Annotated in this window: 8 protein-coding genes; 4 read left to right on the top strand and 4 right to left on the bottom strand. The window is 60.0% G+C overall.

Translation table 11 applies throughout. From position 1 onward, the window contains the following. Nucleotides 1–12: 12 nt before the first annotated feature. Together MKZ87_RS01775 and MKZ87_RS01780 are read right to left on the bottom strand one after the other, a co-directional pair. Nucleotides 13–507 (bottom strand): DUF934 domain-containing protein, encoded by a 495-nt coding sequence (locus MKZ87_RS01775; RefSeq protein WP_007959510.1) that lies wholly within the window; start codon nt 505–507, stop codon nt 13–15. After that, nucleotides 491–2,149 (bottom strand): nitrite/sulfite reductase, encoded by a 1,659-nt coding sequence (locus MKZ87_RS01780; RefSeq protein ID WP_085701888.1) that lies wholly within the window; start codon nt 2,147–2,149, stop codon nt 491–493. The genes MKZ87_RS01775 and MKZ87_RS01780 overlap by 17 nt, the downstream gene beginning before the upstream one ends. Before the next feature lie 525 nt (nt 2,150–2,674). On the opposite strand from MKZ87_RS01780, the gene MKZ87_RS01785 reads away from it, so the two are divergent. Beyond that, nucleotides 2,675–3,748 carry an ABC transporter substrate-binding protein gene (locus MKZ87_RS01785; protein ID WP_266200147.1) on the top strand — a complete coding sequence of 358 codons (1,074 nt, stop codon included), beginning with the start codon at nt 2,675–2,677 and terminating at the stop codon, nt 3,746–3,748. Nucleotides 3,749–3,754: 6 nt separating this feature from the next. Here MKZ87_RS01785 and MKZ87_RS01790 read toward each other — a convergent pair whose 3' ends face one another. Then, the gene (locus MKZ87_RS01790; RefSeq protein ID WP_007959515.1) at nt 3,755–3,973 is read right to left on the bottom strand and encodes a DUF2970 domain-containing protein; all 219 of its coding nucleotides are present in this window, start codon (nt 3,971–3,973) and stop codon (nt 3,755–3,757) included. A 158-nt stretch (nt 3,974–4,131) separates the two neighbouring features. Between MKZ87_RS01790 and MKZ87_RS01795 the strand changes: the two genes are divergently transcribed. After that, complete coding sequence (locus MKZ87_RS01795; protein WP_266200148.1) at nt 4,132–8,916, top strand: dermonecrotic toxin domain-containing protein; 4,785 nt, start codon at nt 4,132–4,134, stop codon at nt 8,914–8,916. 4 nt (nt 8,917–8,920) lie between these two features. Here the strand turns inward: MKZ87_RS01795 and metH are convergent, their stop codons facing one another. Further along, complete coding sequence (gene metH / locus MKZ87_RS01800) at nt 8,921–12,631, bottom strand: methionine synthase (RefSeq protein WP_266200149.1); 3,711 nt, start codon at nt 12,629–12,631, stop codon at nt 8,921–8,923. 159 nt (nt 12,632–12,790) lie between these two features. On the opposite strand from metH, the gene MKZ87_RS01805 reads away from it, so the two are divergent. Together MKZ87_RS01805 and MKZ87_RS01810 are read left to right on the top strand one after the other, a co-directional pair. Further along, complete coding sequence (locus tag MKZ87_RS01805) at nt 12,791–15,085, top strand: fatty acid cis/trans isomerase (RefSeq protein ID WP_266200150.1); 2,295 nt, start codon at nt 12,791–12,793, stop codon at nt 15,083–15,085. A 59-nt stretch (nt 15,086–15,144) separates the two neighbouring features. After that, nucleotides 15,145–16,146 (top strand): acyltransferase family protein, encoded by a 1,002-nt coding sequence (locus MKZ87_RS01810; protein ID WP_266200151.1) that lies wholly within the window; start codon nt 15,145–15,147, stop codon nt 16,144–16,146. Nucleotides 16,147–16,210: the final 64 nt, after the last annotated feature.

The following is a 16,210-nucleotide window of genomic DNA, read 5'->3' on the forward strand; positions in this document are numbered from 1 at the left end:
TCGGGTACACGGTCAACGGCGACGGAACAGCGGCAGCGGTTCGTCAGTGGCGGCCTGATAGGTCACCGAGAAGTCCTTGAGGCTTTCAAGGGCGTCGTACGGGTCTTTGTCCGCACGCAGGGCGAAGGCATCGAAACCGCAACGGCGCATATAGAACAGCTGATCGCGCAGCACGTCGCCGATGGCCCGCAGCTCGCCTTTGAAACCGTAACGGTCACGCAGCAGGCGGGCGTTGGAGTAGTTTCGACCGTCGGTGAAGGCCGGGAAGTTCAGGGCAATCACCTGGAACTCGTTCACGTCGTCACCGATTTCCTCGGCTTCTTCGTCGGCATCCAGCCACACACCCAGACCGCCGTCGCGGGCCTTGAGCATGCGGGCGTGCTCACGCCACAGCTGCAGCGGGACGATCAGGTCGTCGCAGTTGCTGATTTCGTCGATGTTGAAATCCTTGGGCAGCAGGTGCCAGGTCTCGTCGACGACCTCGTTGTTCTTAATGATTCGCTGCATAGACGCGTTCCTTGAAGAGGTCGATGCCAATACGCTGGTAGGTGTCGATGAAACGCTCGTCTTCGGTGCGTTGTTCCACGTACACGTCGATCAGTTTGGAGATCACGTCCGGCATGTCTTCCTGAGCGAAAGACGGGCCGAGGATCTTGCCCAGGCTGGCGTCACGGCTGGCGCTGCCGCCGAGCGAGACCTGGTAGAACTCTTCACCTTTCTTGTCCACGCCCAGAATGCCGATGTGGCCGACATGGTGGTGACCGCAGGCGTTCATGCAACCGGAGATGTTCAGGTCCAGTTCACCGATGTCGAACAGGTAGTCCAGGTCGTCGAAACGGCGCTGGATCGATTCGGCAATCGGGATCGACTTGGCGTTGGCCAGAGAGCAGAAATCGCCGCCAGGGCAGCAGATGATGTCGGTCAGCAAGCCGATGTTCGGCGTGGCGAAGCCGCTTTCACGCAGCTCGCCCCACAGGGTGAACAGCTGGCTCTGCTCGACATCGGCCAGAATGATGTTCTGCTCGTGGGAGGTGCGCAATTGGCCAAAGCTGTAACGGTCGGCCAGGTCGGCGACGGCGTCGAGCTGCTTGTCGGTGATGTCGCCCGGTGCAACGCCGGTCGGCTTCAGGGACAGGGTCACGGCCACGTAGCCCGGCTTCTTGTGCGCCAGGGTGTTGCGGGCGCGCCAGCGGGCGAAGCCCGGATGCTCCTTGTCGAGGGCGGCCAGTTCGGCGTCCTGACTGCTCAGCGCCTTGTAGTCCGGGTCGACGAAGTGTTTGGCGACGCGATGAACTTCGGCTTCGGTCAGAGTGGTCTGGCCGCCGCGCAGGTGTTCCATTTCGGCATCGACTTTCTGGGCGAAGACTTCCGGAGTCAGCGCCTTGACGAGGATCTTGATCCGCGCCTTGTATTTGTTGTCACGACGGCCGTAGCGGTTGTAGACCCGCAGGATCGCGTCGAGATAGCTCAGCAGGTCCTGCCATGGCAGGAACTCGTTGATGAACGCGCCTACGACCGGAGTACGACCCAGACCGCCGCCCACCAGCACGCGGAAACCGAGTTCGCCAGCCGCGTTGTGCACTGGCTCAAGGCCGATGTCGTGGACTTCGATGGCCGCACGGTCGGAGGTCGAACCGTTGACGGCGATCTTGAATTTGCGCGGCAGGTAGGCGAATTCCGGGTGGAAGGTCGTCCATTGACGAACGATTTCGCACCACGGACGCGGGTCGATCAATTCGTCGGCCGCAACACCGGCGAACTGGTCGGTGGTGACGTTGCGCAGGCAGTTGCCGCTGGTCTGGATCGCGTGCATCTGCACGGTGGCCAGCTCGGCGAGGATGTCCGGGATGTCTTCGACCGCCGGCCAGTTGAACTGGACGTTCTGGCGCGTACTGATGTGGGCGTAGCCCTTGTCATAGTCGCGGGCGATTTTGGCCATCATGCGCATCTGACGCGAAGTCAGCTGGCCGTAAGGCACCGCCACGCGCAACATCGGCGCGAAACGCTGGATATACAGGCCATTTTGCAGGCGCAGGGGGCGGAATTCTTCTTCGCTCAGCTCACCTGCCAGATAGCGTCGGGTCTGATCACGGAACTGCTTGACGCGGTCCTCGATGATCCGCTGATCGTACTCGTCGTATACGTACATATAAGTCCTGTTCTCAGGCTTGGGCCACTCGGAAAACGCTGCGTTTTCGCTTGCTGGAGTCCGATGGTTCCTCTGCAATTCTGCGCGCACGGCCGCGCACTCCTTGACGGAGCCGGGGCAATATACCCGTTTGCAGTTATGCGCAAAAGTGATGTTTGAGTATATGGAAAGAACCAAATCGCCTAACGAGAATTACTGTCAACTAACCCACATTTGTCGTGCGGTCAATCATCGTCTTAACTGTGGTCGAGTCTTTCTGCAATCACCGACAAAACCGACAAGAGGCGATGCAATGAGCAACCCAACCAAGGCAAGGAAAAGCGATAGCAGCGTCGATGCATGGGCCATTCTGTTCCTGATCATTCTGGTCGTTGGAACAGCGGTGTTCTGGGTCAGCCATCAGTAAAACGACTCGTCCGGGCCCCGCTTGCGACGATTGTCGGACAAAAGGCGGGATCAAGCGCCAAAGGTCAGGCGATCAATGGCTATAATGCGCGGCCATTTTTCCCTGGGCCCGGATGTTTCATGTTCAAGCTTCTCCACATCAGCCTGCTCCTGTTCGGCGCGGTTTTCGCTACCTGCGCGCGTGCGGAGTCGGTGCTGTTCCTGAATCCGGGCTCGACTCAGGAAACGTTCTGGCTCAGCTACTCGCAGTTCATGCAGGCCGCTGCCCGGGATCTGGGTGTGGACTTGCGCATCCTTTACGCCCAGCGCAATCCCGAACTGACCCTGGCCCAGGCGCGCCTGGCCCTGCAAGGGCCAGATCGCCCGGACTATCTGGTGTTCGTCAACGAACAGTACGTGGCGCCGCAGATCCTGCGCATGGCCAATGGCAGCGGCGTGAAGCTCTTTATTGTCAACTCGGCACTCACGCCCAGCCAGAAGGCGCTGATGGCAGATCGTGCTGATCATATCGGCAGCCTGGTGCCCAACGATGAAGAGGGCGGCTATCTGATGATGAAGGAGCTGATTCGCTTGCATCCACCCGTGGCGCCCGGTGAAAGCATTGATTTGCTGGCCTTTTCCGGTCTGAAAATCACCCCTTCGGCGCAACTGCGCGAAAAGGGCATGCAGCGGGCGCTGGCCGAGCACCCTCAGGTGCGTTTGCGACAACTGGTCTACGGTGGCTGGACGCAGCAACGGGCCTACGAGCAGGCCAGACAGTTGCTGGTCCGCTATCCCGACGTTTCGTTAGTGTGGGCGGCCAACGATGAAATGGCCTTCGGTGCGATGCGCGCCGTTTCCGAGGCCGGCAAAGTACCGGGCAAGGACGTATTGTTCAGCGCGGTCAATACCTCGGCCAAAGCTTTGCAGGCGTTAGTGGATGGGCGCTTGAGCGCTTTGCTCGGCGGCCATTTCACTCTGGGCGGCTGGGCGCTTGTCGAGTTGCACGATCACGCGCAAGGCGTCGATCTGAATCAATATGGCGGTCGTGACCGGCAGATTCCTTTGTTGCAACTGATCGACAGGGATCATGCCCGCCGAATTCTTGCCATGGGCGCCTCGCCAGACTACGGCGTGCACTTTCGCAAACTGTCGGCGAAGGGCCGTCCGGTTTCGTATCGCTATCCGTTCAACCTGCAGACCCTGATGCACTGACGCAGATCAGACGCCCGCCAGATGCACCACCAGTTGCACGATGCCGAACAGCGTCAGGGCGAACACCGCCGTGAACGCGATGCCCAGGAAGATGAAGTGGCTGGGCTTTCCATGGGTGAAGTCCCTTGCCCGGTTCTTGCCGCTCTGCACCCCGAACGCCGCTGCCATGACGCTGTGCAGCATCTGCCAGAAGGTCGGTGGCTTGTTGTCGACTGGATCGTCCATACATCCCTCGTCTTAAAGTGTGCCTATTGAGCATAGTCAATCGGCTGGCTGCGCGAGAAACCATTGGAAACCCCTCGCTGACGCCGACATAACTATCTACCACGGCTGGCCGCCTTCGAAATGGTGTGCTGATGCTTCACTTTCACAGGAGAAGCGTTATGTCATCGATCCCGGCTACCGGAATGAAGCCAGCCGCCTCACAGAGCATCCACGGTGCCTTTCTCGAACAGGCCATTCCCGATTGGTTGACGGACGCCACCGCGCAGCGCCGCGCAGAACTCAAAAGCGCCCGTGCGACGCTGCCGCCTGGCTATCGGCAAGCCACCCGGGCGCAGCGTCGAGCCCTGAATGACGGGTTTACCGCCAGCTTTGTCGCCCAGTCCCGGCTGGACAGACAACTGTCATCCCTGCAGGACATCGACACGTTTGCCGAGCCTCTGCTGATTGAAGCGTTACGAGACGAGTTCGGCATCGAAATGGATGTCAAAACGATCTATCTGCGCCTGAACAAAGCTGTCGAGGCCGGTATTTTCTCGATTGAAGTGGGGGTTTATGAAGTCTCCACACTTTCGTTACTGCAGGCGGCCCTGCATAACTTCGAAGACTCGGAATGCGAACCGGGGGCCTTTCACCGTTCTTCCGGTTTTCTGGTCGAACGGAGGAAACCCGGAGAGTTGCTGCCCCTGACAACGCCGATGACCGTGACTCGATTCATGGCTTTATGCCGTTCGCTGGATATCGGTGCGAAGTATCAGGCCTATCTCAAGAATTTTTTTGATTCCAAAGATGCGCAGGCCGCAACGGCACTGCGTGAGACATTCATCGGCGCTGCCAAAGCCGATCTGCACGCTGCTGCGCAGTACGCGTTGTCCTGTGGGGACATCGAACCCGAGGATTACACGATGATCCTGTCGGTCATCGATGGAGACCTTCATCCGCGTCTGGGCCGCAAGAACGTCTGGTTTCACGATCTGAGCCTGATGAAGCATCGAATGACAGGCTGCGTCTGTTTTTCGATCAGTGAAGACGAGCGTTATACCGATGATCTACTGCTCTACATTCCCCATGACCCTTACCACCCGTTGAAGCGTTATACCCGCAGACAAATGGAGGCGATGTTCAAACGAAGATTCACCGAACGCGACGGCTTGTCGTCTGAGGATACGGTGCCGACGGCCTATCAGCGGTTTTTCAGTCGTTTCGTGGCGTATGCCGATCGTGGGGACTATTTCAGCCGTTTCTTGCACGACTCATCGTCCACGGCTCATTTTTCCGCTGATGCCATCGCACTCCTCAATCCTTTCGGGGGCCTCTGGCGCATTAATAACAGGCCTCCCACCGTGGAGACAAAGTCCCCCGAGGATGACCCTTTTCTGGCCCCCACCGTGATTCCACGGGAGGGCGATAATCCCACCTCTGAAAATGTCGATCTGTGGAACTATCTCTTTGAACGGCACAGTGAGCGGACCATTACCGATGCCCGCAGTCACGCTGTGCCCACGGCAGATGTCGACGAAAAGGTACGCAGCAGGAAACTCGCGACATTACTGAACATCGGCATGCTGGTGTTGACCACCGCAGCGGGTTTTGTACCGGTGCTGGGTGAGATCATGACGGCGGTGATGGTTGGCCAGTTGCTGGAGGAATCCATTGAAGGCGTCATCGAGTGGAGCGAAGGCGATCGCAGGGCCGCCAAGGCGCACCTGATCGATGTTGCGGAGAACCTGGCTCTGTTCGGTTTGCTCGCTGGCGCCGGTAAAGTCCTGTCCCGCCTCAAGCCGGCCACGGCTGCGCCGGTCATAGAAAAACTGCGGCCAGTCACATTGGCTGACGGTCAAACACGGTTGTGGAACCCGGATCTGACGGTCTATGAAAGCCCTGTTGAACAGCTTCCCCAGGGCGGGCCTAATGCTCAGGGCCAATTCATTGCACAGGAACGAGCCTGGATCCGGTTGCAGGGCCGGGTCTACGAAAAGAACTGGGACAGGGCATCCCTGCGCTGGCGTATCAGGCATCCCCGTGATCCTGATGCCTATCAGCCGATACTGAGCCACAACGGTGCCGGCGCCTGGCGATCCACGCTGGAGCGCCCGTTGTCCTGGGATCGCTTGACACTTTTGCGCCGGATCGGTCACAGCACCGAAATGCTGACCGACGAACAATTGCTGGCCATCGCCGACATAGGCGCAGTCAGTGACGACAGCTTGCGCAGAATGCACGTGGACAACCTGCCGCCACCGCCTGAACTGGCCGATGCGTTGCAACTGTTCGACGCGCAACGTCAAACCGCCACACCGGATGCACGGCTCCTCAAACTGCAACGGGTATGTCCGGGTCTCGGTGAAAACGCTGGCCGGGAAGTTCTTGCCCATGCAGATGCAGAATCACTGGCGGCTTTGCAAACGTCGACTTCAGTGCCGCGCCGCCTGCTGGAGGAGGCACGCTGGTACGCCGGACAGGGAAGGGCGGCCCGAACCTATGCCGGCCTGCATCAAGAGCATCCCTCCATCGACAGCTGCCGGCTGGCCTTGCGATTACTCGAAAAGTTGCCGGGCTGGCCGGACGATGTGCGGCTTGAACTTCGTGATTCACACATTCACGGGCCGTTGCTGGAGGCGATTGGCGGCCAGTCGGTCACGAACCGGGTGTGCGTGGTCAAGCAAGGGCCGCTGTTTCAGGCATTCAGTGACCATGGATGGACGCAGAACGGCCAGCTCGATACCTTTTTTCCCTCGCTCATGCGCGCCTTGCCACAGGAAGCCAGTCAAGCTCTGGGGCTGTCTGGAAGTGAAAGCAGCGCTCGCTTGCAGCGGGCAATCATCGACTATGCAACGGCGCATCCTGAGCAGGTTCGTACGGCCGTGGCCCTCTCAAGTCCGAGCAACCGTACGTACCAACCTCCGATACGCCTCAAGAATCGTCGATTTGGGTATCTCGCCAGTGGCGAGGGCGCGCTGGGGCGCCCGGGGATCAACACTTCACTCGCGGTGCAAGTGCTGGAACTCTATCCAAATCTGGATTTCAGACAGGCCAACGGAGTTGTGCTGCGAGCGATGCGAGAGGGGCAAAGTGATGTTCAGATCATGCAGTGGCTCAACGAGCGTGCTCAGGAATGGGAACGCCTTGAATCGACCCTCGATCACTGGGCGGCCCCCGGCCCCGGCCTTGAAGAACGTTTGAGAGCCGCGCATGACTTGAAACGCTGCTGGCGTGAAGCCCCCTTGGCTGCGAGCAATCGCGGCTACGACCAATTTGTCTGGGTCTGCGATGATCCGCTGCCGTCGCTGTCGGCGAGCTTTCCCCACGTCAAGTCCCTGCTTGTGCAATCGCGTCGGTCGGAAACAGGTCAGATCCGCAATTTCCTCCGCGCTTTTCCCGAGGTTCGATATCTCGACCTCAGTGACTGTGCGCTGACAACCAACCCGATCCCGACGGATATCCGCGCCAGACTGGTCGAACTCGACCTGTCCGGCAATCCGATTTACAGGTTGGATATGTCGAGCATGCCGAACTTGAAGGCGCTGAGCCTTGAAGGCACGCAGTTGCAGCAGTGGCCATGGGGCGCCGAGGACCTTCAGGCGTTGCGCTGGCTGGATTTGCGAAACACCCGCGTTACCTCGCTGCCTCCGCAGGCTCTGGCCCGTGATGACCTGCTGATCAACATGCTTCTGACGGGTGCTCCCCTTGGGCCAGACACACAAATTCAGCTGCAGGCGGCCCGGTCCCGGGTCGAGTCGACGCTGGGGCTGCCGGAGGGAGCGCTGGCGAGATTTGCCGCTGAACCCCTGCCCGACAGGAGCGCGCAACCCATGGAGACCGGATCCCGTGTGGCATCGCGGTTGTTGCAGTTGCCACCGGCGCCGCCTGCCGAAGAAAGTCTTTCTTCCTTCATCAGCCGCTTGCAGCGGGTGATTCCCGGTCTGTCGGAGGAGGACGCGATTGACGTGGTCGAGTACCTACGCTTCGGGGCTACCGACGCGCAAGTCAATGCTCGTATCAATGACTGGAACCAACGGTTCGAAGCGCTGACGCGCGAGCTCAATGGCTGGATCTTCGTGCGACGCAGTGTCGAGATGCGTTTCAGGCAGCCGCGGATTTCCTCGAAAGGCCGGGCGCAGGCGGCGCACAGAATCATGGAGTGCTGGCAAATGGGCCTGTTTGGCGAGGCCGGCGTAACCGACTATGTGCTGGATCTGGAGGGTATTCCCGGAGTGGGGGCGTTGCCCGACCTGCCGGAAGCCTTTCCTCATGTAAAGGGTCTGAACCTCAGGGGGCTGGAGCTGAGCGAGCAGGGGCTGCAAGGGTTTCTCACGTCATTCAATCAAGTGGAAACCCTGGATCTGGCCGCCAACGCGCTGCGAGACCTGCCGCAAGCCATTGGCGATATGGAGCGACTGGAGCAACTGGATTTGTCCGCCAATCGGTTGCATGACGCTCATGCAGCCGAGCAATTATTAGGTTCGCTGAACCATCTCAAGCGCTTGCGCCTGAACCTCAACCATTTCAGAGCCTTCAGTGCAGCGTCTCTTGAGGGGTTGGAACTGCTGGAGTTGAACCACAACCGGATCCGCTACTTCAACGAAGCGATCCCGCCCTGGCTCGAAGCGCTGCATTTGAGCGGTAACGACCTGAGGGAATGGCCGGCACAAGTTTTACAGGCCGAACACTTGCGCACACTGAGATTGTTGGGCAATTCGATCAGGGATATTCCGGAGCAGCTCTTAGACGGCAATCATGACGAGCTGCTGCTCGACACCCGTTTATCCGGAAACTATCGCTCACTGTCGACTGCCAGTCTGCAACGGATCCGTGACTATTTTGATCGTACGGGCTACCAGTCGGCACTGGGCATTACCCGGGAGACGCTTGAACAGTGGATGGCAGACACGGACTGGGAGGAACCCGGTGGTTCCTCCTCTTCCGGAGGGGCTGATCAGCACTGATTGTTCAGTTGTCGTAACCCAGGTTCGGCGCCAGCCAGCGCTCGGTCAGGCTCAGTTCCTGGCCCTTGCGCGAGGTGTAGCTCTGGACCTGATCCTTGTCGATCTTGCCCACGGCGAAGTACTGCGCCTGCGGATGGGCAAAGTACCAGCCGCTGACCGCTGCCGCCGGGAACATCGCGTAGTGCTCGGTGAGGAACACGCCGCTGCGGCCAGCGCGCATTTCCTGCGCCTCGGGGTCGAGCAGGGCGAACAGCGTGGCTTTTTCGGTGTGATCCGGGCACGCCGGGTAGCCCGGTGCAGGACGAATGCCTGAGTACTGTTCTTTGATCAGCGCCTCGTTGTCGAGGGCTTCATCCTTGGCGTAACCCCAATGCTCCTTACGCACCTGCTGGTGCAGCCATTCGGCGCAGGCCTCGGCCAGACGGTCTGCAAGTGCCTTGACCATGATCGAGTTGTAATCGTCGCCAGCGTCCTGATATGCCTTGGCCACTTCTTCGGCGCCGATCCCGGCGGTGGTGATGAAACCACCGACATAGTCGGTCACCTCGCTGTCCTTCGGCGCGACGAAGTCGGCCAGCGAGAAGTTCGGCTTGCCGTCGGTCTTGATGATCTGCTGACGCAGGTGATGCAGGCGGGCCATGGGCTTGCCGTCATCGCCGTACAGCTCGATATCGTCGTCATGCACCTGATTGGCCGGCCAGAAGCCGAATACCGCACGGGCGCTGATCAGCTTTTCGTCGATCAGCTTGGTGAGCATCTCGCGGGCGTCCTTGTACAGCGAGGTCGCCGCTTCGCCGACCACTTCGTCTTCAAGGATGCGCGGGAATTTGCCGGCCAGGTCCCACGAGATGAAGAACGGCGTCCAGTCGATGTATTCGGCCAGTACGTTGAGGTCGATGTTGTCCAGCACGCGGGTGCCGGTGAAGGTCGGTTTGACCGGAGTGTACGTGGCCCAGTCGAACTGCGGCTTCTTGGCGATCGCGGCCGCGTAGCTCAGGCGCTCGGTGCGGGCACTGCGGTTGGCGGTGCGCTCGCGGACGTCGATGTACTCTTCGCGGGTCTTCTCGACGAAACCGGCTTTCAGTTCCTTGGACAGCAACTGCGTCGCCACGCCCACGGCGCGGGAGGCGTCGGTCACGTAGACCACCGCGTCATTGCTGTACTTGGGCTCGATCTTCACCGCCGTGTGCGCCTTGGAAGTGGTCGCGCCGCCGATCATCAACGGCAGGTGGAAGTCCTGACGCTGCATCTCGCGGGCCACGTGGACCATTTCGTCCAGCGACGGGGTGATCAGGCCGGACAGGCCGATGATGTCGCATTTTTCTTCGCGGGCTACCTGCAGGATCTTCTCGGCCGGCACCATCACGCCGAGGTCGACAATGTCATAGCCGTTGCAACCCAGCACCACGCCGACGATGTTCTTGCCGATGTCGTGCACGTCGCCTTTTACCGTGGCCATCAGGATCTTGCCCTTGGCTTCCGGCTTGTCGCCTTTTTCCAGCTCGATGAACGGGATCAAGTGGGCCACGGCCTGTTTCATCACGCGGGCGGACTTCACCACCTGCGGCAGGAACATTTTGCCGGCGCCGAACAGGTCGCCGACGATGTTCATCCCCGCCATCAACGGGCCCTCGATCACTTCGATCGGGCGGGCGAAGGACTGGCGGGACTCTTCGGTGTCTTCAACGATGTGGGTGGTGATGCCTTTGACCAGCGCATGCTCCAGACGCTTGTTGACGTCCCAGCCGCGCCATTCTTCGGTTTCGGCTTCCTTGACGCTGCCGTCGCCCTTGTACTTGTCGGCGATGGCGAGGAGGGCATCGGTGCCTTCAGGCGTGCGGTTGAGGATCACGTCTTCGACGGCGTCGCGCAGTTCCTGCGGGATCTGGTCGTAGATCTCCAGCTGACCGGCGTTGACGATGCCCATGGTCAGGCCGGCGCGGATCGCGTACAGCAGGAACACCGAGTGAATCGCCTCGCGCACCGGGTTGTTGCCGCGGAACGAGAACGACACGTTGGACACGCCGCCGGAGCTCAGGGCATACGGCAGTTCGTCACGGATGTAGGCACAGGCGTTGATGAAATCCACAGCGTAGTTGTTGTGTTCTTCGATGCCGGTGGCCACGGCGAAGATGTTCGGGTCGAAGATGATGTCTTCCGGCGGGAAGCCGACTTCGTTGACCAGAATGTCGTAGGAACGTTTGCAGATTTCTTTCTTGCGCGCTTCGGTGTCGGCCTGGCCGGCTTCGTCGAACGCCATCACTACAACTGCCGCGCCGTAGCGTTTGCACAGCTTGGCGTGGTGGATGAACTGCTCGACGCCTTCTTTCATGCTGATCGAGTTGACGATGCCCTTGCCTTGAATGCATTTGAGGCCGGCTTCGATCACGTCCCATTTCGAGGAGTCGATCATGATCGGTACGCGGGAGATGTCCGGTTCGCCGGCAATCAGATTGAGGAAGGTCACCATGGCCTTCTTCGAATCGAGCATCCCTTCGTCCATGTTGATGTCGATCACCTGGGCGCCGGCCTCGACCTGCTGCAGGGCGACTTCCAGGGCTTCGGTGTAGTTGTCCTCGCGGATCAGGCGGGCGAATTTCGCGGAACCGGTGATGTTGGTCCGCTCGCCGACGTTGACGAACAGCGAGCTGCGATCGATCGTGAACGGTTCCAGACCCGACAGGCGGCAAGCCTTGGGAATGTCGGGAATCTGCCGTGGCGCGTAGCCGGCGACGGCTTTGGCGATGGCTTCGATGTGGCCCGGTGTGGTGCCGCAGCAACCGCCGACGATGTTGAGGAAACCGCTTTGGGCGAATTCTTCGATGACCTTGGCAGTGTCCGCCGGCAGCTCGTCGTACTCGCCGAATTCGTTCGGCAGGCCGGCGTTCGGGTGGGCGGATACGTGGGTGCTGGCCTTGTCCGACAGCTCTTCCAGGTACGGACGCAGCTCGCGGGCGCCGAGGGCGCAGTTCAGGCCCACCGAAATCGGTTTGGCGTGGGCCACGGAGTTCCAGAACGCTTCGGTGGTCTGGCCCGACAGGGTACGGCCGGAGGCATCGGTGATGGTACCGGAAATCATGATCGGCAACTCGAAGCCCAGTTCTTCGAACACGCCTTGCACGGCGAAGATCGCAGCCTTGGCGTTCAGGGTGTCGAAGATGGTTTCGATCAGGATCAGGTCGGCGCCGCCCTCGATCAGACCCTTGGTGGCTTCGGTGTAGTTCTCCACCAACTCATCGAAGGTGACGTTGCGATAGCCCGGGTTGTTGACGTCCGGTGACAGTGAGCAGGTGCGACTGGTAGGACCGAGCACGCCGGCGACGAAACGCGGCTTGTCTGGCGTCTCGAGGGTTTTCGCATCGGCGACCTTGCGCGCCAGCCGGGCGCCTTCTACGTTGAGTTCGTAGACCAGTTCTTCCATGCCGTAGTCGGCCATGGAAATCCGGGTGGCGTTGAAGGTGTTGGTTTCGAGGATGTCGGCGCCGGCATCCAGGTAGGCTTTTTCGATGCCACCTATCACGTCCGGGCGGGTCAGTACCAACAGGTCGTTGTTGCCCTTGACGTCGCTCGGCCAGTCGGCGAAGCGTTTGCCGCGATAATCCTGTTCTTCGAGCTTGTAACTCTGGATCATCGTGCCCATGCCGCCGTCGAGAATCAGGATGCGCTCTTTGAGAGCTTGCTTGAGAGCTTGAAGGCGAACGCTGCGATCGGACATTGGGACTACTCGGAAAAAGACCATGACGAAGGGCCGGGATCATAACAAACCTGTGCGGTTTTAGAGCATGTGGCGCTTTTGCATGAATATCGCTCATGTTGGTACGGTCGTCATAACGGTAGAATCGCGGCGTTTTTCTTCTGGATCAGGATCAGGGACATGTCGTACCGCGTCATCAGCATTGCATTGCTGTTTTTAAGCTTTGGCGCGGCGGCGCAAAATCCTGCGGTTTCTCCCGCTATTTCTTACACTCGCGATATCCAGCCGATCTTCACCGAGAAGTGCGTGGCCTGCCATGCGTGCTACGACTCCGCCTGCCAGCTCAATCTGGGCAGCGGCGAGGGCGCTGCCCGTGGTGCGAGCAAGATGCCGGTCTATGATGGCGAACGCACCCAGGCGGCACCGACCACGCGGCTGTTCTATGACGCCTTTGGCAAACGTGCCTGGCAGCAGAAAGATTTCTATTCCGTACTCGATGCTCAAGGCAGTCAGGCCGCGCTGATGGCGCGCATGCTGGAGCTGGGGCACAAAACGCCGCTGACGCCCAACGCCAAACTGCCGGAAGACATCGTGCTGGGGCTCAATCGCGAAAACCTGTGCGCGATGCCCGCCGAGTTCGACGGTTATGCCAGCGCCCATCCGAAAGAGGGCATGCCGCTGGCGGTGACCGGCCTGACCGATCAGCAATATCAAACGTTGCAACGTTGGTTGGCGTCCGGTGCGCCGATCGATGAGCAAGGCCTGGCGCCGAGCGCCAAAGAGGCGTTGCAGATCGTTCAGTGGGAAAACCTGCTTAACCAGCCCGGCGCGCGGGAAAGCCTGGTCGGGCGCTGGCTGTTCGAGCACTGGTTCCTGGCGCATATCTATTTCAAGGACGGCGAGCCGGGGCATTACTTCCAGTGGGTGCGTTCGCGCACACCGACGGGGAAGCCGATCGATCTGATCGCCACGCGTCGCCCGAACGACGATCCGGGGACCCAGGTTTACTACCGCCTGTGGCCGGTGCAGGGCGTGATCGTGCACAAGACCCACATCACTTATCCGCTGAGCGCGGCGAAGATGGCGCGGGTCAAAAGCCTGTTCTACAACGGCCACTGGCAGGTCAATGCCTTGCCGGGCTACGGACCGCAGAGCCGGGCCAACCCGTTCGCGACCTTTGAGGCGATTCCGGCGCAGGCGCGCTATCAGTTCATGCTCGATAACGCCGAATACTTCGTGCGTACATTCATTCGCGGCCCGGTATGCCGCGGGCAGATCGCAACCGACGTGATCCGCGACAACTTCTGGGCGCTGTTCCAGGCGCCGGAACACGACCTGTACATCACCGACCCGAACTATCGCGGCCAGGCCACGCCGTTGCTGGCCATGCCGGGGCAGAACGACGATGTCGGCAGCGTGCTGAGCCTGTGGCACAACTACCGCAACAAGCGAAACAAATACGAAGCCCTGCGCCGTGACAGCTACGCCGACCTGCCGGCGCCGAGCTGGTCGACCCTGTGGGCCGGCAACGACAACGCCTTGCTCAGCATCTTCCGTCACTTCGACAGCGCCTCGGTGACCAAGGGCCTGATCGGCGAAGTGCCGCAGACGATGTGGCTGTTCGACTATCCGCTGCTGGAGCGCACCTATTACCAGTTGGCGGTGAATTTCGATGTGTTCGGCAACGTCTCCCATCAGGCGCAAACCCGCTTGTATTTCGACCTGATCCGCAACGGCGCCGAGCAGAACTTCCTGCGTCTGATGCCTGCCGATTCTCGCGAGGGCTACCTCGACGATTGGTACCAGAGCAGCGGCCAGTTCAAGATGTGGCTCGATTACGAAGCCATCGATGACGACAACCCGACCGCGCTGAAGCTCGACGAGAAAGACCCGAAACACGATTTCGCCATGCAATTGCTGGCGCGCTATGGCGACCTCAACGCGCATCCGGATCCGATCAACCGCTGCGCAGACGCCTATTGCTCGCGTCCGAACATCGACCCGGCCCTGCAAAACGCCGAACAGGCGCTGAGCCGCCTGACTTCACGCCCGGCGGCTGGCTTGAAAGTGATCGATCAATTGCCGGAAGCGACCATGCTTCGGGTTGAAACCCGCAGCGGCAAACGCGAGGTCTACAGCCTGCTGCGCAATCGTGCCCACAGCAACGTGGCGTTCCTGCTCGGTGAATCGCTGCGCTATCAACCGGGGCTGGATACGCTGACGATCTATCCGGGTGTACTTAGCAGCTACCCGAACTTCATGTTCAACATCCCGGCGGATCAGGTGCCGGCGTTTGTCGATGCCATGGAAAACGCGAAGGATGCGCCGCAATTCGAGAAAATCGTCGAACGCTGGGGCATCCGCCGCAGCCATCCGCAGTTCTGGTTCTATTTCCATGATTTGAGCCAGTACATCCACGAAACCGATCCGGTGGAAGAGGGCGTGCTGGATATGAACCGGTACGAGAATCTTTGATCGTTTGAACGATGGCGGTTGTCCCAATCCTGTGATGTACGGAATCGGGAGCGCCATCGATGTTGATTTCAGTGCAGGCCCTGCGAGCGCTCGCCGCGTGGGCAGTGGTCTGCCATCACTTCATGCAGATTTTCTTCGACTTCAAGGCGCGCGGGCCGATAGGGCAGCTGTTCATCGACAAGGGCGCGGTGGGCGTCGATATCTTTTTCGTGATCAGCGGGCTGGTGATTTTCCTGTCCACCGAAGGCAAGGCGTTGCCGCCGACGCGGTTTCTGCTGTATCGACTGTTTCGGATTGTGCCGGCGTATTGGCTCTACACCGTCCTGATGGCGTTGCTGGTGGTGTTCGCCCGGCCATTGCTGCCGGATCAGACAGTGGACTGGAGCCATTTGCTGTTGTCGCTGCTGTTTATCCCGACCGAAAACCCCGGTGGCTACGGGATCTACCCGACCCTGAACGTCGGCTGGACCCTGAATTACGAAATGCTGTTCTACGTGTTGTTCGCCTGGGCGCTGTTGTTCCGGCTGCAAGTGCGCTTGCTGGTGGTCGCGGCGCTGCTGTTTGCGGTGTGCCAGGCCTGGACCGGGTTTGGCTGGGTCAGCGAGTTTTATCGCTCGGACATCGTTTATGAGTTCCTGCTGGGGATCGGCCTCGGCATGCTTTACCGCCGCGGCTGGATCGGGCCGGCGCTCTGGCTGCCGTTACTGGGGATCGGCGCGGCGTTGCTGGCGATCTATCACCTGCCACCGGAACCCCGATTGCTCAACTGGGGCGTGCCCAGTGCCGTGCTGGTCATGGCCAGCATTGCGCTGGAGCGACATGTCGAGCGCAACAGGTTGCTCAAATTGCTGGGCGACTGTTCGTACTCGGTGTACCTGATGCACGTGCTGGTGCTGTCGGCCGGCGGGTATCTGGCCCGGCGCTATGGGATCAACCCGTATTTGATGTTTGGCGCCTGCGCACTGGCCATTGCTATCGGTTCGTGGCTGAGCTACGAATGGGTGGAAAAGCGCAGTTATCAGTGGCTTAAAGCTCGGATCGACGGCGAACGTGGCGCTTAGCCGATTTGCGAACTATTCCTACGTAAATACTAGGACTTTGTGCCGCGCGCCGATTGGCGTAAAC

It is taken from the genome of Pseudomonas sp. MCal1, from assembly GCF_026341415.1.
Classification (GTDB): domain Bacteria; phylum Pseudomonadota; class Gammaproteobacteria; order Pseudomonadales; family Pseudomonadaceae; genus Aquipseudomonas.